The sequence below is a fragment of the Massilia solisilvae genome, assembly GCF_024753215.1.
In the GTDB taxonomy this organism is placed as follows: Bacteria; Pseudomonadota; Gammaproteobacteria; order Burkholderiales; family Burkholderiaceae_D; genus Telluria; species Telluria solisilvae.
On the sequence record NZ_JANUGV010000002.1, the window covers coordinates 101,655 to 119,273 of the forward strand.

Genomic DNA, 17,619 nt, shown 5'->3' on the forward strand with positions numbered 1-17,619 from the left:
CGGGCCAGTGTCGTCAGTTGACAGCCGGCTTGTCAGCGGCAGCGGTGTCGGGGCCGTGTTCGCTCGGCACCAGAGATGCCAGTGTGCGTTACCCGGTCCCCCGGCTATTGCCCATGATTAACATTTGAGGCGAAAAAAATGCCGCAGGAAGCTGCGGCATTGTGCGGTCCCGCGTTGCGGATCAGGAGTACTTCTTGATGAACTCGCCAATCTTGGGCGCCACCTGTTCGCGCCAGCGGCGGCCCGAGAAGATGCCGTAGTGGCCGCACTTGGGCGCGACGAAGTCGTACTGCATGTCGGCCGGAATACCGGTGCACAGCTCGTGCGCGGCCTGGGTCTGGCCGGCGCCGGAGATGTCGTCCAGCTCGCCCTCGACGGTGAACAGCGCGACCGTCTTGATGTCCTGCGGGCGCACCAGCTGGCCGCCCACTTTCCACGTGCCCTTGGGCAAGCGGTGCTCCTGGAACACGGTCTTGATGGTGTCCAGGTAGTATTCGGCCGGCATGTCCAGCACCGCGTTGTACTCGTCGTAGAACTGGCGGTGGCTTTCGGCCGAGCTGTCGTCGCCGCGGATCAGGTGCTGATAGAACTCGCGATGGCTCTGCGCGTGGCGGCCCGGGTTCATCGCGATGAAGCCGGCGTGCTGCAGGAAGCCCGGGTACACCTTGCGGCCAAAGCCCGGGTAGTTGCCCGGCACCGAGTAGATCACCGTGTTCTCGAACCACGAGAACGGTTTTTCCACGGCCAGGTCGTTGACGGCGGTGGGTGACTTGCGCGGGTCGATCGGGCCGCCCATCATGGTCATGGTTTTGGGCAGCTTGGGGTCGTTGTTGGTTGCCATTAGCGAGATGGCGGCCAGCACCGGCACCGTCGGCTGACAGACCGAGATGACGTGCAGGTTCGGCGCCAGCAGGCGCATGAAGTCTTGCACGTAGTAGATGTAATCGTCCAGGTGGAACGGCCCCTCGGACAGCGGCACCATGCGCGCATCGGTCCAGTCGGTGATGTACACGTCGTGGTCGGGCAGCAGGCCGCGCACCGTGTCACGCAGCAGCGTGGCGTGGTGGCCCGACAGCGGGGCGACCAGCAGCACCTTGGGCTGCTTGAGCGCTTCGATCTTGCGGTCGTTCAGGTCTTTCTTGAAATGCAATAGCTTGCAGAACGGCTTGGTGACAACGGTCCGCTCCATGATGCCGACCTTTTCACCATTGACCAGGGTCGAGTCGATGCCGAACGCGGGCTTGGTGTACTCCTTGCCGAGCCGGTACATCAGTTCGTAGCCGGCGGCGATCCTTTGGGAGAACGGCGTGTGCGCGAAAGGCGAGACCGGGTGCGAAAAAAGTTTCGACGAGGCATCGGCCCAGTGCATCAACGGCGTCAGGAAGGAGCGTTGCATCTCGTGCAGTTGGTAAAGCATAAAAAATCCTTCATGTGGTACTGCGCGCGTCGCAGCGTTTGCGCAACTAATCTAGATCAATTATAGGTTATTTGCCTTGACGTTGGGAAAGAGCCTCCGGCAGCCCACGGGAAACGACCGATGCTTCGTTACACCTGTTGTATCACTTTTGGCATGGCGCCGTTGGTGCTCTGCTCCACACATGGAAGAAAATGCCCCGGTTGGCCGGGCAGCGTGGCGCGCGGGTTACGGAACGGCTGAGTCGGCGGCAGCATCGTGCGTGCGCACCGGCATGTTTGCTAATCGGGTCGCAGAAAAGAAAATGCCCCGCGGTGCGGGGCATTGTGGCGTACAGCTTACGGAACGGCTTAGTCGAACACCGGCGTCTCGACACCGAGGATCTTGTGCAGCTTCGGCGAGGTCGTCGTGTACTGCATGTGGATCTTCTTGTCCGGGAAGATGTACGGCGCCGCGCCGAACGCCGCCAGCGCGGCTTCGTGGAAGCCCGACAGGATCAGCTTCTTCTTGCCCGGGTAGGTGTTGATGTCACCCACGGCGAAGATGCCCGGCACGTTGGTCTCGAACTTTTCGGTGTCCATGACCTTGAGCTGGCGGCGCTCGATGTCCAGGCCCCACTCGGCGATCGGGCCGAGCTTGGGCGACAGACCAAAGAACACCAGCAGCATGTCCAGCGGCACGCGGCGGGTGACGCCGTCGGCGCCCGTGACCTTCACTTCGGTCAGCTTGCCGTCCTTCTCGTCAAAGCCGGTTACCTGGCCGGTGATCAGCTGCATTTCGTATTCGTCGCACAGGGCCTTCATCTTGGCCACCGATGCCGGCGCTGCGCGGAAGTCGTCGCGGCGGTGCACCAGCACGACCGACTCGGCCTTGCCGACGAAGTTCAGGGTCCAGTCCAGGGCCGAGTCGCCGCCGCCGCAGATGACCAGGTTCTTGCCTTCGAACAGTGCCGGGTCCTTGACGCGGTAGAACAGCTGGCTGCCTTCGAATTTCTCGATGCCGTCCACCTTGATCGTGCGCGCCTGGAACGAGCCGACGCCGGCGGCGATGAAGATGGTCTTGGTGATGAAGCGGGTGCCGATCGAGGTCTCGACGTTGAAGCGGCCGTCTTCGCGGCGCTGCACGACGGTCACTTCCTGACCCAGGTGGAAGGTCGGCGAGAACGGTTCGATCTGCTTGAGCAGGTTGTCGGTCAGTTCCTGGCCGGTGCACACCGGCACGGCCGGGATGTCGTAGATCGGCTTGTCCGGGTACAGCTCGACGCACTGGCCGCCGACCGCCGGCAGGGAATCGATCACGTGGGCCTTGATTTCGAGAAGGCCGAGTTCGAACACCTGGAACAGGCCGACCGGGCCGGCGCCAATGATCACGGCATCGGCGTCGATGGCGCCCGCGAACGAACTGTTGGGAGCGATGCTGCCCGCATCGTGGGTGGCACTGATAGTCATGCTCTTACTTCCTGTTGATTTTGAAATGGATGCGCTGCGCTGGCCGCGCGGCGGCGCCAGGGCGCGCGCACGGGCGCGGCTGCGGCAGGCAGCCGGCACCCGGTGGCAAAGGTCAGCGCTTGAGCTGGTCGAGCTTGTTCTTGACGTCTTTCCACTCTTCCGCGTCGGGCAGGGCCGCCTTGGTTTTGGTGATCGACGGCCACGCGCGCGCCAGTTCAACGTTCAGCTTGATGAATTGCTGCTGGTCCGACGGCACGTCTTCCTCGGCAAAGATGGCGTTCACCGGGCATTCGGCAACGCACACGGCGCAATCGATGCACTCGTCCGGGTCAATTGCGAGGAAATTGGGGCCTTCCCGGAAACAATCTACCGGGCATACATCGACGCAGTCAGTGTAACGGCAGCGGATGCACGATTCGGTGACAACGTGGGTCATAACAGTCCTATCTGAGGTGAGGTGCCGCGGGCGTCTTGAAGACCAGGCTGGCCCGCCGATCAATCTATGGCAAAGCACTGTATTTTAGGGCAATTCGACCGTTCTCACAAATCAGTCTTATACACAATCCACATAAGCAAATGTGATGATCTTTGATTTATTGATGGCGAAATATCAGTTTTTTTGCGTGATTTCCTTGATGTGGATTCGCGTTTTCGAAAAATTAACCAGGGGCGTAGGGTGGGCAGGTTTCCTGCCCACGCGTTCAGGCAGCGCGCGCCAAGTTGGACGCGTGGGCAGGAGAACCTGCCCACCCTACCTGTCAAACGGTATTGCGCAGGTGCTCGAGCAGGCTTTGCCACCCCGGCCCGCCCGAGGCGCCGTCCTCCCATACCGTGACCGTGCGCTGGCGCGGCCCGTCGTCCACCGTGATTTCCCAGCGCCGGATGTCGGCCCCGGCCCCGCAAGCCGGTTCGGCGCCGAAAAAATCGATCCGGTGCAGCAGGTCCTCGACCGATTTGCCATTGGCGCTGCGGTCGGTGTCCAGTTCGTAGCTGTCGGTGCGGCCGGCGATGCCGCCGCAGGCTTTGGCGCGGATCTTCATGGCTGCACCTGCGTCTGCGAACCACCGCCCGCCGGGCCCGGATCGGCGTTGGGCTGCTCGCCGGCCGGCGCATTGCGCCCGTGTTCGGCGCACCAGCGCGCCAGCGCCTGGGCCTCGGCGTCCAGCACGTTCTCGATGTGGTAGTACTCGGCCAGGTTCATGGTGCCGCAGCAGGTGCGGCGGTCCTGCACGGCGCCTGGCAGGTCGCGCACCTTGGGCGCCAGGCGCAGGGCCGGTTCGTGGTCCTCGGTGAGCGGCACCGGCGATTCGATCACTTCGCGCTGCGCGAACCGGTTGCGGATGAAGTTGGCGTAGTCGATCGGCTTGCCATCCTGGGTGACGATGCGCAGCATCTCGTTGACCACGTCGGCATAGGTGGCGGCACTGTCGGGGGCGGCGATCAGGCCGCGCAGCACCAGCCCGCGCAGGTAGGCGGCCACCCGGTGCAACAGCGCAGCGTCATCCTCCAGAGCCGGGTTGCGCTCGAACGCGAACAGGTCGGCCAGGATGTCGTACACGGCGCCGGTGAACACCTGCGAGATCGCGTGCACCTCGGTGCCGGCGTCGGACAGGGTAAGGTCGTTGTCGGCGTTGCGCAGCCCCGTGGTGCTGCCCAGCGCCAGGCCGAACTGTTCGGCGATGTCGGACAGGAAGGTCTTGTCGTGCAGGTGCGCCTTGGTCTGGGCGATGACCGCCTCGCACTGGTCCAGTTGCGACAGCGCCAGGAAAATGGCGGTCAGGTCGCCGAACGACTCGTGCAGGCCGCCGGTCTGGGGCGGGTTGTCGGCCTGCAGCCACTGCGGCTTGAGGCCGTCGAGCACGGCGTGGGCGGTTTCATGCGAGACGATGTCGAACGAGCGGCAGGTGTAGATGCGCTCGGACTGCCCGCTGGGCACGAAGTCGCCGAACTTGAGGCAGCTTTGCGCGCGGCTGTAGAAGGCGTTCATCACGTTCGGCAGCCCGTAGGGGAACACCTGCAGCGGGGCGGTGTCCACACTGCTGTTCCACTGCCAGGGCAGGGGCATCTCGGCGCCGGCGGAGGACAGGGCGCGCTGGTACATGGTGAGCGTCTGGCGCACCACGGCAAAGGTATGGACGGCGTCGAATTGTGGCGTATCGGGCTGGGTGACGAAGTCGCCGAAGGCATTCGGGCTGACCGCGGTGATGCCCGGCTCGCCGGAGACGATGCGCGCGTCGCGCGGGCCGGCCAGCACGATGCCCGGAAGGAAGGCCTTGCGGGTACCGATTTCGGCCACCGACGGGTCTTGCTTCCACATCAGCACGCGCGCGCCGAACGCGTAGGGCAACGGCACTTGCTGCGGCTCGGGCTGCGGCGTGCCGGCCGGCACCGGCGGGCCGGGCTCGTCGAGCAGCTGGGCCGTCTTGCGGTGCTTGCGATAAGGGGCGCTGGGCGTGGGAACGTAGCCCACCGGGGGCTGCGCGTGCTGGGTGGCGGCGTCATCATGCGGCGGCGTGGCGCGAGGTTCCATGTTCAGTATCTCCCGTCGTTGTCGAGTGGCTTGAACGGAAATACTCCGCTGCCGCGCAAAGTCGGCATTGACGCTCGTCAATAGCTAGCGCTCGGGGCCGCGCCGGCGACAGAGGCTGGCATTGGACGCGCCCGGCTGGCATGATGGCGGTTTTTGGTTAATGGAACAGGAAGGAAAGCCCGATGGCGGACATCAACATCGTCCAGGAACACAGTCTGAGCAATGAGGCCGCGCGGGCGGCGGCACAGAAGGTGGCCGACCGGCTGGCCGGCGAGTACGGGCTGGCGTGCCGCTGGGATGGCGACGTGCTGCGCTTTGCCAGGAGCGGCGTGGAGGGCGCGCTGACGCTGGGCGAGCAGCGCGCGGCAATGCGCATCAAGCTGGGATTCTTCGCCAGCGCGTTCGCCCCGACGATCGAGGCGAAGGTGGCGGAGAGCATGCGCAAGGTGTTCGCTTAGCCCTTCAGCTCTTCGATCAGGTCGATGTACTGCTGCATCGCCTCGTCTTGCGACATGCCCTTGAGCTGGTCCCAGGCGTCGTACTTGGCGCGGCCGATCATGTCGGTAAAGCCGGGCCGTTCGCCGGTCACGTCGCCGCTCGAGCCCTGCTTGTACAGCGCGTAGATCTTCAGCAGGGTCATGTTGTCGGGGCGCTCGGACAGGTTCTTCGAGTCGATCTGTGCCTGGGCGAACTGTTCCTGCAAACTCATGGGATGCTCCTTGTATTCTTGTCTGTTGACCTTGCCGATGCGGCAAGCAGCGGCCATCTTAGCGCAACACGGGCGCAAGGCCGCGCAAATGACGGGAAATTAGAAGGAATGCTCGAGGCATAACTGCCATGGCCGCGCTCCCCTGTCCGCGTCATGCAGACGAACGCCGGGATTTATGCTGAGCGTGCTATTTCGGATCGTCCGCATGGGTCCCGGCTTGCGTCGGGACGACGGCGTGTTACTTCTTGGTGTTGTCGCTGTCGCTGCTGCGGAACGGGTAGGTGGCGACATTGACCGCGCCCTTGCCGACCGCGACCCCGGCATCGACCGCGGTGCCGGCGACCGTGACCGCGCCGCCCACCACCGCGCCGCCGACCGCCATGGCCATGCAGCCGCCCAGCGCCGGCAATAAGGCGGCCACAAGCGTCAACCGCAGGAGCGGGCGCATCGTTATACCGCCAGCAGTTCGACGTCGAAGATCAGCGTTGCGTTCGGCGGAATCACGCCGCCCGCGCCGCGCGCGCCGTAACCCAGGCTGGCCGGGATGACCAGGCGGCGCGCACCGCCCACCTTCATGCCCTGCACGCCTTCGTCCCAACCGCGGATCACATGGCCGGCGCCGAGCGGAAACTGGAACGGGTCGTTGCGGTCCTTGCTCGAGTCGAATTTGGCGCCGGTGGTGCCATCGTCGTTGCGCAGCCAGCCAGTGTAGTGGACGGTGACGAAGTTGCCGGCCTGGGCTTCGGGGCCGTTGCCGACCACGGTGTCTTCGTATTGCAGGCCGGAATTGGTGGTGATCAGGGACATGGTTTTCCTTAGATTGCTGAGGTTCGAACGGCGATTGTAGTGCATGCCCTGCAAGGGGTCCATGGCCGGTCTTTTCATTGTGTTGCGACGGCGCGCCGAATCTGTGTAATGCCAGTCATCGGGCCGTCATTTTCCACGTAGAATATGTGTTCTGTTCCCTCGGGCCAACAAATCTTTATGCTCCGCAGTTTCCGTAAGCTCGTTCTCTCCAGTTTTTGTCTGCTGTCGGCCCAGCCGGCGGCGCAGGCGAACGTGGTGGTGATCCTCAACTCGCGCGACGCGACAGTCCAGCTGCTGGACCAGGCCAGCGGCGCCGACCAGGGCACGTTTGCAGTCGGCAAGGAGCCGCACCACCTGATGGCCACGCCGGACAACAAGTCGCTGATCGTGGCCAGCTCGGTCGGCAACGAGCTGATCTTCCTGGATCCGCTCACCGGCAAGATCCAGCGCAAGCTGTCGGACGTGCTCGACCCCTACCAGATCGGCTTTTCGCCGAACCAGAAGTGGTTCGTGTCGGCGTCGCTGCGGCTGGACCGCGTGGATATCTACAAGTACGACGGCGCCAACCTGGCGCTGGCCAAGCGCATCCCGCTGCCGCGCCTGCCCAGCCACATCGCCTTCAACGCCGACAGCACGATGGCCTTCGTCACCCAGCAGGGCAGCGACCAGGTCAGCGGCATCGACCTGAACACGCAGACGGTCAAGTGGACCATCCCGGTCGGCAAGCTGCCGGCGGGGATCGTGATGACGCCGGATAACAAGTACCTGCTGGTCGGCATCATGGGTTCGGACTACGTCGAGGTGATCGACTGGCGCACCCAGAAGACGGTCAAGCGCATCAAGGCCGGCGACGGCACCCACAACTTCCGCTCGCTGGGCGACAAGCGCCACGTCTTCGTGTCCAACCGGGTGTCCAACACGATCAACATCATCGACACCGTGACCCTGGAAAACGTGGGCACCATCAACGTGCCGGGCGGCCCGGACTGCATGGAACTGACCAACGACGGCAAGACCCTGTGGGCGACGCTGCGCTGGATCAAGAAGGTCGCCGTGATCGACGTCCAGTCGCGCAAAGTGATCAAGCTGATCCCGGTGGGCCGATCGCCGCACGGCGTGTTCTTCGCCAACGCCGCACCGAGGTCGTGATGCGCGCGCGGCGGCGTGCGGTTGCCTGCGCGCTCTTGACGTTGGCATCCACCAACGCGGCGCTGGCCGCCGCCAGCCCGGCGGCGTGCCACGGCACCATTTACCTGACCTTCGATACGGGCAGCCAATCGCAGGCCGAGTTCATCGCCGGCGTATTGCGCAAGCACGCGATCCGCGCCACCTTTTTCCTGGCGAACGAAAAGACCGTGCGCGGCGACTGGTCGCTCGATCCGTCCTGGGCGCCGTTCTGGAAGCGGCTGGCGGCCGAGGGGCATGCCTTTGGCGCCCACACTTTTGATCACGTTTACTGGCAGCGCGACCTGGCGGACGGCAAGATGGTGGTCAAGCCGCAGTTCGGTGCGCAGGCCGGCCGCAAGCTCACCTGGGACGCGCGCCAGTACTGCGACGAACTCAAGCTGGTGGACGCGCGTTTTGCCGAATTGACCGGGCGCCACCTCGACCCACTGTTTCGCGCGCCGGGCGGCCACACCTCGCCCAACGTGCTGGCGGCGGCGCGCGCCTGCGGCTACGCGCACGTGGGCTGGGCCAAGGCCGGCTTCTCGGGCGACGAGACGCCGTCCGAGACCTATCCGAACGCCATGCTGCTCAAGCGCGCGCTCGACAACCTCAAGGACGGCGATATCTTCATGGCCCACCTTGGCATCTGGTCGCGCAAGGACCCGTGGGCGCCCGCCGACCTTGAACCCTTGATCGAAGGGCTGGAGCAGAAGGGCTTCTGCTTCGCCACGATACCCCAACACCCGGCGTATAAATGATCCAGCATTTCATCGATTGGTTCGGCGTCGTCCAGGGCTGGCTGTTCCAGGCCGTGGTCGAGCCCTTCCTGTTCGTGACCGGCCTTGGCGAGTACACCGAGGACGCGTTCGAAGGCGTGGAGTGGTTCCTGGCCGGCCTGTGCGAGCTGGTGGTGCTGTTCGCCGTGCTGCGCCCGCTCGAATCCTTGATCCCGGTGCACGAGATCACCGACAAGCGCGCCCGCTGGAACGACTTCATCTACACGATCATCAAGCGCGCCGGCCTGTTCTCGATGGCCGTGTTCTTCACGCTCGACCCGCTGATGGACCACGTGGCCGGCCTGTTGCGCTTCGAGGGCGTGCACCCGTTTAACCTGGAATCCTTGACCCCGGGCATGCCGCCGGCCGCGAGCTTTTTGCTGTACCTGGTGGTGCTCGACTTCTTCGAATACTGGTTTCACCGCGGCCAGCACAAGCTGCGCTGGTGGTGGGGCCTGCACAGCCTGCACCACAGCCAGCGCAACATGAACCTGTGGACCGACGACCGCAACCACCTGCTGGACGACCTGCTGCGCGACGTGTACCTGGCGGCGATCGCGCTGGCGGTGGGCGTGGCGCCGGCGCAGTACGTGCTGCTGGTGTCGGTGTCGCGCGCGCTGCAAAGCCTGCAGCACGCGAACGTGCGCATCCACTTCGGCTGGCTGGGCGAGCGCCTGCTGGTGTCGCCGCGCTTTCACCGCCTGCACCATGCGATCGGCGTGGGCCACGAATCGAAGGGCAAGGACTCGCTGGGCGGCTGCAACTTCGGCGTGCTGCTGCCGTGGTGGGACATGTTGTTCGGGACCGCGCGCTTCACGCCCGAATTTGCCGCCACCGGCGTGCGCGACCAGCTGCCGCGCCAGGATGCCGTCGGCAACCTGGTCCCCGGGCGCGACTACGGCCGCGGCTTCTGGCGCCAGCAGTGGCTTGGCCTGGTGCGCATGGTCGAATTCTCGCGCAGGAAGCCGGTTCGATGAACATGATCGCCCGCGCCTGGAGCCGCGCGCTGCGCTCCCAGTTTTCAGGGCGCATCCTGCTGCTGTCGCTGCTGCCGCTGGCGCTGTCGGTGGTGCTGTGGGGCGGCCTGTTGTGGATGTACCTGCAGCCGCTGCTCGACTGGCTGCACGCGCTGTTCGCCGACTACGGCGGGTTCGCCGCCAGCGGCAGCATCCTGTCCATGCTCGGGCTGACCATGCTCAAGGCGATGGTGGTGCCGATCGCGGCGATGCTGCTGCTCCTGCCGCTGATGATCGTCACCTCGCTGCTGTTCATGGGCGTGGTGGCGATGCCGGCCATCGCGCGCCACGTGGCGCGGCGCCAATACCCCAACCTGGAGGCCAGGCAGGGCGGCAGCCTGCTCGGCAGCCTGGGCGTGAACCTGTTCGCGATGGTCGTGTTCATTGTGCTGTGGCTGGTGTCGCTGCCGCTGTACGCGGTCCCGCCGCTGGCGCTGGCGGCGCATGCGCTGCTGTGGGGCTGGCTGACCGCGCGCGTGATGGGCTATGACGCGCTGGCTGCCCACGCCAGCGTCGAGGAGCGCCACGAACTGCTGCGGCGCCACCGCGGCCAGCTGCTGGCGATCGGCACGCTGTCGGGGCTGGCCGGGGCGTTGCCGGGCATCGCCTGGATCGGCGGCGCAGTGCTTTCGGTGGTGTTGTTCCCGCTGCTGGCGATGTTGGCTATCTGGCTCTACATCGTGATCTTCCTCTTCACCGGCTTGTGGTTCCAGTATTTCTGTCTGGAAGCGCTGGCCGCACTGCGGGCGGAGTCCGCGGGTTGACCTTAATCCCTTGACGCCGCGCCAGCCAGCGCGGCCGATTCATGGCAAACTGACTATCCTGTTTTACGTTCTGGAGCGCACATGGCAATCGGCCTCATTATCATCGGCGACGAAATCTTGTCCGGCAAGCGGCGCGACCAGCACTTTCCCAAGGTGGTGGAGCTGCTGGCCGAACGCGGGCTGCAGCTGGCCTGGGCCGAGTTCGTCGGCGACGACCGCGAACGCATCACCGCCACGCTGCGCCGCACCTTTGCCGGCGGCGACATTGTGTTTTCGTGCGGCGGCATCGGCGCCACGCCCGACGACCACACGCGCCAGTGCGCGGCGGCGGCGCTGGGCCGGCCGCTGGTGATGCACCCCGAGGGCCGCGCCAACATCGAAGAGCGCATCCGCGAGACCGCCCGCGAAGCCGGGGGCGAGGCCGACATGAACGCGCCGGACAACCTGCAGCGCCTGAAGATGGCCGAGTTTCCGGAAGGCGCCAGTCTGATCCCCAACCCGTACAACCGCATTGCCGGTTTCACGGTCGGCCACCACCATTTCGTGCCGGGTTTTCCGGTCATGGCCTGGCCCATGATCGCATGGGTGCTCGACACGCATTACGCCCACCTGTTCCACCAGGAGGCGCGCGCCGAGCGGGCGCTCCTGGTGTACGGGCAGGCCGAGGCCGCGCTCACGCCGCTGATGGAGCTGCTGCAGGTGAGCTACCCCGGCGTACGCGTGTTCAGCCTGCCCAGCGTGGGCGACGCCACCACGCGTCGTCACATCGAACTGGGCGTCAAGGGCAACCCCGAACAGGTCGAGCGCGCGTTTGCCGCCATGTGCGCCGAGCTCGACCGTGTAGGCGCGGAATACCAGCGCTTGTAGGTGCAAATGCCATCGGGTAAACGCAGCCGTTGTTTTTTTGCGAAAATTAAACATCATCAGCGTTTTTGTTGAACAGCGTTTCGTGCGCAACCTGTTGATGTGGTGGAATGGTGTCAAGCGGAACGGCAACTTGTCGCTGTGCAGTACGCCTTTCGCCGTATGAAACAAATGACGCCCTCGAGCAGTCGAACAGACCAGCAGCACTGGACGGCGAGCAGGTCGGTGACGGGTTCGCAGGGTTATTGATTCACACCAGTTGAGCCATCATGGAAAGTATTCGCCGTTCTTTGCGGCCTCTCGTCGAGCGCGCCGCGCGCCTGCTGCGCCCCAGCGCCGTCTTTGTCCACGCCAGCGCCGGCCCGGTGCCGGTGGCGATCATGTCGCAGGGCGCAGTGCCGCAGGAAAAATTTCCCAAGCCCCAGTTGTCGGTGATTCCCGGCGGCCCCGACGCGCCGCCGCCCGATGGCGCCAGCCCGCAACCGGGCAAGAAGCGTAAAAAGGGCCGCATCACGCGCATCCTGCTGCTGGCCTTCATGGTCATCTTCGTGGTGTTTGCGTGGCTGGTGTACGAGGAGACGCGCACTTCGGCCCTGCAGGCGAAGTTCTTTGCCGACCTGGTCGGCAAGCTCCATTACCGGGTCGAGCCGGGGCCGAGCGACGCCATCCGCTTCCCATCCGACAGTCCGTATGACGAGCGGCTGGGCTACGCCAACCTGCCCGACTACCTGGGCAAGCTCAAGACGCGCGACTACGTGGTCGATGCGCAGGCGCGCATCTCGCCCAAGATGGTCGAGATGGCTGACCTGGGCCTGTTCGCGACCTATCCCGAAAAGACCCGCGTGGGCCTGGACATCCTCGACCGCAACGGCCAGATGCTGTTCTCGGCGCGCTATCCCGAGCGCACCTATGCGCGGTTTGACGACGCACCCTCGCTGCTGGTGCAAAGCCTGCTGTTCATCGAGAACCGCGAGCTGCTCGACCCGGCCTACCCCAAGCGCAACCCGGCGATCGAATGGGACCGCTTTTCCAAGGCGGTGTTCGACAAGACGCTGCATTCGGTGGGCCTGGGCGGCGGCGGGCGCGTGGCCGGCGGCAGCACGCTGGCCACCCAGATCGAGAAGTACCGCCACTCGTCGGAAGGGCGCACTTCCTCGCTGACCGACAAACTGCGCCAGATGGCATCGGCCACGCTGCGCGCCTACCAGGGCGGCGAAGATACCACCGACGCACGGCGCCGCATCGTGCTCGAATACCTGAACACCGTGCCGCTGTCGGCCAAGGTCGGCTACGGCGAGGTGAACGGCATCGGCGATGGCATGTGGGTCTGGTACGGCCACGATTTCGCCGAGGTCAACCGCCTGCTCAACGCCCCCAAGTGGACGCCCGAAGCCGTGGAGGCCTACAAGGAAGCGCTGTCGCTGATGATCGCGCAGCGCCGCCCGGCATACTACCTGGGCGCTGGCGCGCAAGACCTGCAGGTGCTCACCGACAGTCACCTGCGCGTGCTGGCCCAGGCCGGCGTGATCACGCCGCAGATCCGCGACGCCGCGCTCGCGGTCAAGCTGCAGCCGTCCGCCGCGTCGGGCGTGGCGCCGCCTGCCGCCAACGCCTTCGTCTCGCGCAAGGCCGCCAACGCGGTGCGCAATCACCTGGCCACGCTGCTGGGCGACTCGCGCCTGTACAACCTCGACCGCCTCGACCTGTCGGTCAAGACCACGCTCGACGCCGACGCGCAAAAGGCGGTGACGGCGATGCTGCGCAAGCTCTCCAGCGCCGAGGCGGCCGAACAGGCCGGCCTGACCGGCAAGGGCATGCTCGGCAACGGCGACCCGTCCAAGGTGGTGTACAGCTTCACGCTGATGGAGCGCGGCAAGGATGTTAACTACCTGCGCGTGCAGACCGATAACTTTGACCAGCCGCTCGACATCAACGAGGGCGCCAAGCTCGACCTCGGGTCCACCGCCAAGCTGCGCACGCTGGTGACCTACCTCGACATCATCGACCAGCTGCACCAGCGTTACGGCCAGATGAGCCGCGAAGAGCTGGCCCAGGTGCACATCGACCCCAAGGACCACCTGTCGCAGTGGGGCGTGGACTACTTCCGCCAGTTGCCCTCTGGCGCCGACCGCGGCCTGCCCGCGATGCTCGACGCCTCGCTCGAGCGCAAGTACTCCGGCAGCCCGGGCGAAGCCTTCTTCACCGGCGGCGGCGTGCACACCTTCGGCAACTTCAGCAAGCTGGACGACCACCGCATCCTGACCGTGCGCCAGGCGCTGCAGAACTCGACCAACCTGGTGTTCGTGCGCCTGATGCGCGACGTGGTGCGCTACTACATGTTCCAGTTGCCCGGCTCGTCGGCGCAGCTGCTGGCCGATGCCGATGACCCGCGCCGCGCCGAATACCTGGCGCGCTTTGCCGACCGCGAAGGGCAGACCTTCCTTGCCAAGTTCTGGAACAAGTACAAGGGCAAGTCGTTCGCCGAGGCCGAGAGCCTGCTGCTGTCGGGCCTGCACCTGACGCCGGCCCACCTGGCCGCCGTGTACCGCTCGATCCATCCGGACGGCACGCTGGCCCAGTTCGGCGCCTACATCAACGACAACCTGCCGTCCAAGAACGAAGTCGAGGACGACAAGCTGGCCAGGATGTACGAGACCTACGACCCGGCCAACATGTCGCTGGCCGACCGCGGCTATGTCTCGTCGGTGCACCCGCTCGAACTGTGGCTGGTGGACTACCTGCGCACGCATCCAAAGGCGGGCTGGGACGAGGTGGTGAAAGCCTCGGTCAACGAACGCCAGGAGGTCTATTCGTGGCTGTTCAAGACCCACCGCAAGCATGCGCAGGACAAGCGCATCGCCGGCCTGATCGAGGTCGAGGCCTTCCTCAAGATCCACGCGCAGTGGAAGAAGATGGGCTACCCCTTCGATTCGCTGGTGCCGTCGTACGCGACCACGCTGGGCGCATCGGCCGACCGGCCGGCCGCGCTGGCCGAGCTGATGGGCATCCTGGTCAACGGCGGCGTCAAGAAGCCGGTCGAGCGCATCGACTCGCTGCATTTTGCCGCGTCCACCCCGTACGAGACCCTGGTCAAGCGCGCACCCAAGGTGGAGGGCGAGCGTGTGCTGTCGGCCGACGTGGCGCGCGCCACGCTGGACGCCATCCGCGGCGTGGTGGCCGAGGGCACGGCCAAGCGCGCGAAGAACGCCTTCGTGCAGGCCGACGGCAAGGTGATCGCCGTGGGCGGCAAGACCGGCACCGGCGACCAGCGCTTCGACGTGTTCGCCAAGGGCGGGCGCCTGATCGAGTCGCGCTACGTGAACCGTTCGGCGACCTTCGTCTTCAACATCGGCGAGCGCTTCTTCGGCACCATGACCGCCTACGTGCACGGGCCCGAGTCGGCCAACTATGACTTCACCAGTGCGCTGCCGGTGCAGCTCCTGGTGACGCTGGCCCCCAGCCTGATGCCGATGATCGAACCGAACCACGCGGCGCTGCTGGCGGCCAAACAGCAGGCGGCCGAGGCCGCGCAGGCCGCTGCCGAGGCGCCGGACGCGCTGGCTACTGCGGCGCAGGCAGCGGCCGCCCCGGCTGCCCCTGCGGCGGCGCCGGCTGCTGGCCCCAAGGCCAACGTGGTCGAGGTGGACGAGAAATCCGTGGCCGCTGCCGTGGCGGCGAAAAAAGCGGCCGATACGGCGCGCACGACCGCCAAGCCTGCGGCACCGGCGGCCGAAGCGCCGAAAGCGCCGGCCGCGAAACCGGTGGACCAGGTGGCAGCGCAAAAGCCGCGTGCGCGTGACGAGTCCGCAGCCGCCAAACCTGCCGCGCATCCGCGCGCGGCCGACGTCGATGCGGCCAAGCCTGCGCCCAAGCGTCCGGCCAGGGTGCGCGAGGAGCAAGCGCCCGCCAAGCGGGAAAAGCCGGTCGAAGGGAACCCGCTGTTTTGAATAGCCCGCGCTCATGCAGCCAGTGCGCCGCGTAATGTCGAACGTGCGCAAGTTCAGCACGATCTCGCTGCGCGACATGCTGGTGGCGCTCGGCCCGACCGTGGTACTGGTGATCGCGGCCTGCGTGGCCGCATGGCTGCTGGTCGATCCCGCGCCGCCGCGCCAGGTGGTGCTCGTCACCGGTCAGGAAAACAGCGCCTACGAGGAGTTCGGCCGCCAGTACGCCAAACTGCTGGCCAAGAACGGCATTCAGGTCACGCTCCAGCGCTCGCTCGGTTCGCAGGAAAACCTGCAGCGGCTCGCAGAAGGCCGCGCCGACATCGGCTTCGTGCAAAGCGGCTCGACCAACGAGGCGCAGGCCGAGCGGCGCGGCCTGGTCTCGCTGGGCAGCCTGTTTACCGAGCCGGTGTGGCTGTTCCTGCGCGACCCGGTCAAGGTCGACAACCTCACCCAGTTGCGCGGCCTGACCATCAACGTCGGGCCCGAGGGCACGGGCGTGCCCAACCTGTTCCGCCAGATCCTTTCCGTGAACGGCGTCGAGCCGGGCGAGCTGCGCCTTGGCGCGCTGGAAAACACGCCCGCCACCGTGGAGCTGCTGGCGGGCCGCATCGACGGCCTCGTGTTCAGCTCCGCGCCCGAAGCGCCGCTGATCCAGATGCTGCTGCAAACGCCCGGCATCAAGCTGTTCGACTTTACCCAGGCCGAGGCCTACACGCGGCGCCTGCCGTTCCTCACTCACGTGGTGCTGCCGCGCGGGATCGTGGACCTCGGGCGCGACATCCCGTCCAAGGACTACCAGCTGATCGCGCCCACCGCCACCCTGGTCGCGCGCGAGGGCCTGCATCCGGCGCTGATCGATCTGTTCGTGCAGGCCGCCACCGAGATCCACGGCGGCGCCGGCTGGTTCCAGCAGCAGGGCCAGTTCCCGACCCCGCGCTATACCGAGATCCCGGTCGCGCACGAGGCGGCGCGCTTCTACCGCGACGGCCCGCCGCTGCTGCAGCGTTACATGCGCTTCTGGCTGGCCAATCTGTTCGAACGGATGTGGGTGGTGATCGTGCCGCTGCTGGCGCTTTTGATCCCGCTGTCGAAGGTGGTGCCGCCGCTGTACGTGTGGCGCATCCGTTCGCGGGTGTACCGCTGGTACGGGCAGCTGCGCGCGGTCGAGCAGGCGCTGGAGGCGGCGCAGGCGGACAAACGCCCCGAGGCGCTGCCCGACCTGATGCGCCGACTCGACGATATCGAGCGGCGCGTCAACCAGACCAGCATCCCGCTGGCCTTCGCCGATGCGCTTTATGAGCTGCGCAGCCACATCAACTTCGTGCGGCAGCGGGTGAGGGCGGCGCTGGCCTAGCCGGCAGCGCGGCCGGCGAACACAAGGCTGGTGAGCTCGCCCTGCGGCAGCAGCTCGGAAAAGCCGCCCGAGAATTCGCGGCACTCCTTGATCAGGTGGCTCTGGTCGTAGTAGCCGCAGGCCGCCGCCAGGTCGGCAACCGAGCTGGCCTGGCCGATTTTTCCCAACATGCGGTGAAAGCGCGCAAGCCGCGCAAATTTTTTTGGCGAGATGCCGACCGCGCGCGTAAAGCGCCGTTCGAGCTGGCGTTCGCTCACGTGGTGTGCCGCGGCCAGCCGCGCGATCGACACCTCGCCGCCATGCCGTTCGATGACGGCGGCAGCGCGCCGCGCGAGCAGGTCGGCCGCCTGCTCGGTGCGCAGGCGCGTGAGGAAGCGCTCCACCGCGGCCACCTTCGCGCCGTCTTCGCGCGCGCGCGACAGCGCCTCTTCGATGCGTTCCTGTTCGCCCGGCGGCAGCAGGTCCGACAGTTCCACGTTCAGGTGCAGGAGCTCGTGCGCGCCGAGCCGGAAGAACTGGCCGACGGCCCCCGCGCGAAAGGTGACCAGCACGATGCCGACCTGGCCGTCGGTGCCATAGGTGCGCGGCGCGGTGTGCATGCCGGTGAGCGCGCTGCCGACCGCGTCGGTCTGGCTGCGGTAGCCGGCCAGCACGCGGCCGCCGTAGTGCAGGCACAGCGAGATCGACAGGGGCGGCAGCATGCGCAAGGGCTGCGCTGCCGTGCCCTTGTCCATTTCGAGCAGGGTGTATGCCTCGACCGCGTCGTCGAGCGCGACGCCCGGCAGGTAACGCCTCACACGCATGGTTTCCCCCTTGTGTGACC

General features: G+C 66.0%; 17 protein-coding genes. 8 read left to right on the plus strand and 9 right to left on the minus strand.

Features of this window, described 5'->3' with window-relative positions; all coding sequences use genetic code 11:
- Window positions 1-181 precede the first annotated feature (181 nt).
- The 5 genes from NX773_RS08650 to NX773_RS08670 all read right to left on the minus strand — a co-directional run bounded on the left by NX773_RS08650 (window position 182) and on the right by NX773_RS08670 (window position 5,392).
- Window positions 182-1,417, minus strand: a complete 1,236-nt coding sequence (locus NX773_RS08650) for a polyhydroxyalkanoate depolymerase (protein WP_258824034.1) — start codon at window positions 1,415-1,417, stop codon at window positions 182-184.
- 347 nt (window positions 1,418-1,764) lie between these two features.
- Window positions 1,765-2,862, minus strand: coding sequence for an NAD(P)/FAD-dependent oxidoreductase (locus tag NX773_RS08655; RefSeq protein ID WP_258824035.1), 1,098 nt, complete (start codon window positions 2,860-2,862; stop codon window positions 1,765-1,767).
- Window positions 2,863-2,974: 112 nt separating this feature from the next.
- Window positions 2,975-3,298, minus strand: a complete 324-nt coding sequence (gene fdxA, locus NX773_RS08660) for a ferredoxin FdxA (RefSeq protein ID WP_258824036.1) — start codon at window positions 3,296-3,298, stop codon at window positions 2,975-2,977.
- Between the two features lie 322 nt (window positions 3,299-3,620).
- Window positions 3,621-3,902, minus strand: coding sequence for a protealysin inhibitor emfourin (locus NX773_RS08665; RefSeq protein ID WP_258855953.1), 282 nt, complete (start codon window positions 3,900-3,902; stop codon window positions 3,621-3,623).
- On the minus strand, window positions 3,899-5,392 hold the full coding sequence (locus NX773_RS08670; protein WP_258855954.1) for a gluzincin family metallopeptidase: 1,494 nt from the start codon (window positions 5,390-5,392) through the stop codon (window positions 3,899-3,901). The genes NX773_RS08665 and NX773_RS08670 overlap by 4 nt, the downstream gene beginning before the upstream one ends.
- Window positions 5,393-5,574: 182 nt before the next feature.
- Between NX773_RS08670 and NX773_RS08675 the strand changes: the two genes are divergently transcribed.
- Window positions 5,575-5,850 carry a polyhydroxyalkanoic acid system family protein gene (locus NX773_RS08675; RefSeq protein WP_258855955.1) on the plus strand — a complete coding sequence of 92 codons (276 nt, stop codon included), beginning with the start codon at window positions 5,575-5,577 and terminating at the stop codon, window positions 5,848-5,850.
- On the opposite strand, the gene NX773_RS08680 is transcribed toward NX773_RS08675, so the two are convergent.
- The 3 genes from NX773_RS08680 to NX773_RS08690 all read right to left on the minus strand — a co-directional run bounded on the left by NX773_RS08680 (window position 5,847) and on the right by NX773_RS08690 (window position 6,908).
- The gene (locus NX773_RS08680) at window positions 5,847-6,101 is read right to left on the minus strand and encodes an acyl-CoA-binding protein (RefSeq protein WP_258824040.1); all 255 of its coding nucleotides are present in this window, start codon (window positions 6,099-6,101) and stop codon (window positions 5,847-5,849) included. The two genes, NX773_RS08675 and NX773_RS08680, sit on opposite strands and share 4 nt — an antisense overlap.
- A gap of 238 nt (window positions 6,102-6,339) precedes the next feature.
- Complete coding sequence (locus NX773_RS08685; RefSeq protein ID WP_258855956.1) at window positions 6,340-6,522, minus strand: hypothetical protein; 183 nt, start codon at window positions 6,520-6,522, stop codon at window positions 6,340-6,342.
- Between the two features lie 29 nt (window positions 6,523-6,551).
- Window positions 6,552-6,908 (minus strand): FKBP-type peptidyl-prolyl cis-trans isomerase, encoded by a 357-nt coding sequence (locus NX773_RS08690; RefSeq protein WP_258855957.1) that lies wholly within the window; start codon window positions 6,906-6,908, stop codon window positions 6,552-6,554.
- A gap of 177 nt (window positions 6,909-7,085) precedes the next feature.
- On the opposite strand from NX773_RS08690, the gene NX773_RS08695 reads away from it, so the two are divergent.
- From NX773_RS08695 to NX773_RS08725, 7 genes are all read left to right on the plus strand, one after another.
- Window positions 7,086-8,057, plus strand: a complete 972-nt coding sequence (locus NX773_RS08695; RefSeq protein WP_258855958.1) for a YVTN family beta-propeller repeat protein — start codon at window positions 7,086-7,088, stop codon at window positions 8,055-8,057.
- Window positions 8,057-8,833 (plus strand): polysaccharide deacetylase family protein, encoded by a 777-nt coding sequence (locus tag NX773_RS08700; protein ID WP_258855959.1) that lies wholly within the window; start codon window positions 8,057-8,059, stop codon window positions 8,831-8,833. Before NX773_RS08695 ends, NX773_RS08700 begins: the two co-directional genes overlap by 1 nt.
- On the plus strand, window positions 8,830-9,828 hold the full coding sequence (locus NX773_RS08705) for a sterol desaturase family protein (RefSeq protein WP_258855960.1): 999 nt from the start codon (window positions 8,830-8,832) through the stop codon (window positions 9,826-9,828). The genes NX773_RS08700 and NX773_RS08705 overlap by 4 nt, the downstream gene beginning before the upstream one ends.
- Window positions 9,825-10,631: an EI24 domain-containing protein gene (locus NX773_RS08710; RefSeq protein ID WP_258855961.1), complete on the plus strand. Its 807-nt coding sequence runs from the start codon at window positions 9,825-9,827 to the stop codon at window positions 10,629-10,631. The genes NX773_RS08705 and NX773_RS08710 overlap by 4 nt, the downstream gene beginning before the upstream one ends.
- Window positions 10,632-10,712: 81 nt before the next feature.
- Window positions 10,713-11,498, plus strand: coding sequence for a competence/damage-inducible protein A (locus NX773_RS08715; protein ID WP_258855962.1), 786 nt, complete (start codon window positions 10,713-10,715; stop codon window positions 11,496-11,498).
- Between the two features lie 266 nt (window positions 11,499-11,764).
- Window positions 11,765-15,442, plus strand: a complete 3,678-nt coding sequence (locus tag NX773_RS08720) for a transglycosylase domain-containing protein (RefSeq protein WP_370662234.1) — start codon at window positions 11,765-11,767, stop codon at window positions 15,440-15,442.
- Between the two features lie 34 nt (window positions 15,443-15,476).
- Window positions 15,477-16,796: a TAXI family TRAP transporter solute-binding subunit gene (locus tag NX773_RS08725; RefSeq protein ID WP_370662249.1), complete on the plus strand. Its 1,320-nt coding sequence runs from the start codon at window positions 15,477-15,479 to the stop codon at window positions 16,794-16,796.
- On the opposite strand, the gene NX773_RS08730 is transcribed toward NX773_RS08725, so the two are convergent.
- Window positions 16,793-17,599 carry a helix-turn-helix domain-containing protein gene (locus NX773_RS08730; RefSeq protein WP_258824048.1) on the minus strand — a complete coding sequence of 269 codons (807 nt, stop codon included), beginning with the start codon at window positions 17,597-17,599 and terminating at the stop codon, window positions 16,793-16,795. The genes NX773_RS08725 and NX773_RS08730 overlap by 4 nt on opposite strands.
- Window positions 17,600-17,619: the final 20 nt, after the last annotated feature.

What these genes read in the sequence shown, in the direction of transcription:
- NX773_RS08650 (WP_258824034.1), bottom strand. Translation starts at nt 1,417, where the DNA reads ATGCTTTACCAACTGCACGAGATGCAACGCTCCTTCCTGACGCCGTTG.
- NX773_RS08655 (WP_258824035.1), bottom strand. Translation starts at nt 2,862, where the DNA reads ATGACTATCAGTGCCACCCACGATGCGGGCAGCATCGCTCCCAACAGT.
- fdxA (WP_258824036.1), bottom strand. Translation starts at nt 3,298, where the DNA reads ATGACCCACGTTGTCACCGAATCGTGCATCCGCTGCCGTTACACTGAC.
- NX773_RS08665 (WP_258855953.1), bottom strand. Translation starts at nt 3,902, where the DNA reads ATGAAGATCCGCGCCAAAGCCTGCGGCGGCATCGCCGGCCGCACCGAC.
- NX773_RS08670 (WP_258855954.1), bottom strand. Translation starts at nt 5,392, where the DNA reads ATGGAACCTCGCGCCACGCCGCCGCATGATGACGCCGCCACCCAGCAC.
- NX773_RS08675 (WP_258855955.1), top strand. Translation starts at nt 5,575, where the DNA reads ATGGCGGACATCAACATCGTCCAGGAACACAGTCTGAGCAATGAGGCC.
- NX773_RS08680 (WP_258824040.1), bottom strand. Translation starts at nt 6,101, where the DNA reads ATGAGTTTGCAGGAACAGTTCGCCCAGGCACAGATCGACTCGAAGAAC.
- NX773_RS08690 (WP_258855957.1), bottom strand. Translation starts at nt 6,908, where the DNA reads ATGTCCCTGATCACCACCAATTCCGGCCTGCAATACGAAGACACCGTG.
- NX773_RS08695 (WP_258855958.1), top strand. Translation starts at nt 7,086, where the DNA reads ATGCTCCGCAGTTTCCGTAAGCTCGTTCTCTCCAGTTTTTGTCTGCTG.
- NX773_RS08700 (WP_258855959.1), top strand. Translation starts at nt 8,057, where the DNA reads ATGCGCGCGCGGCGGCGTGCGGTTGCCTGCGCGCTCTTGACGTTGGCA.
- NX773_RS08705 (WP_258855960.1), top strand. Translation starts at nt 8,830, where the DNA reads ATGATCCAGCATTTCATCGATTGGTTCGGCGTCGTCCAGGGCTGGCTG.
- NX773_RS08710 (WP_258855961.1), top strand. Translation starts at nt 9,825, where the DNA reads ATGAACATGATCGCCCGCGCCTGGAGCCGCGCGCTGCGCTCCCAGTTT.
- NX773_RS08715 (WP_258855962.1), top strand. Translation starts at nt 10,713, where the DNA reads ATGGCAATCGGCCTCATTATCATCGGCGACGAAATCTTGTCCGGCAAG.
- NX773_RS08720 (WP_370662234.1), top strand. Translation starts at nt 11,765, where the DNA reads ATGGAAAGTATTCGCCGTTCTTTGCGGCCTCTCGTCGAGCGCGCCGCG.
- NX773_RS08725 (WP_370662249.1), top strand. Translation starts at nt 15,477, where the DNA reads ATGTCGAACGTGCGCAAGTTCAGCACGATCTCGCTGCGCGACATGCTG.
- NX773_RS08730 (WP_258824048.1), bottom strand. Translation starts at nt 17,599, where the DNA reads ATGCGTGTGAGGCGTTACCTGCCGGGCGTCGCGCTCGACGACGCGGTC.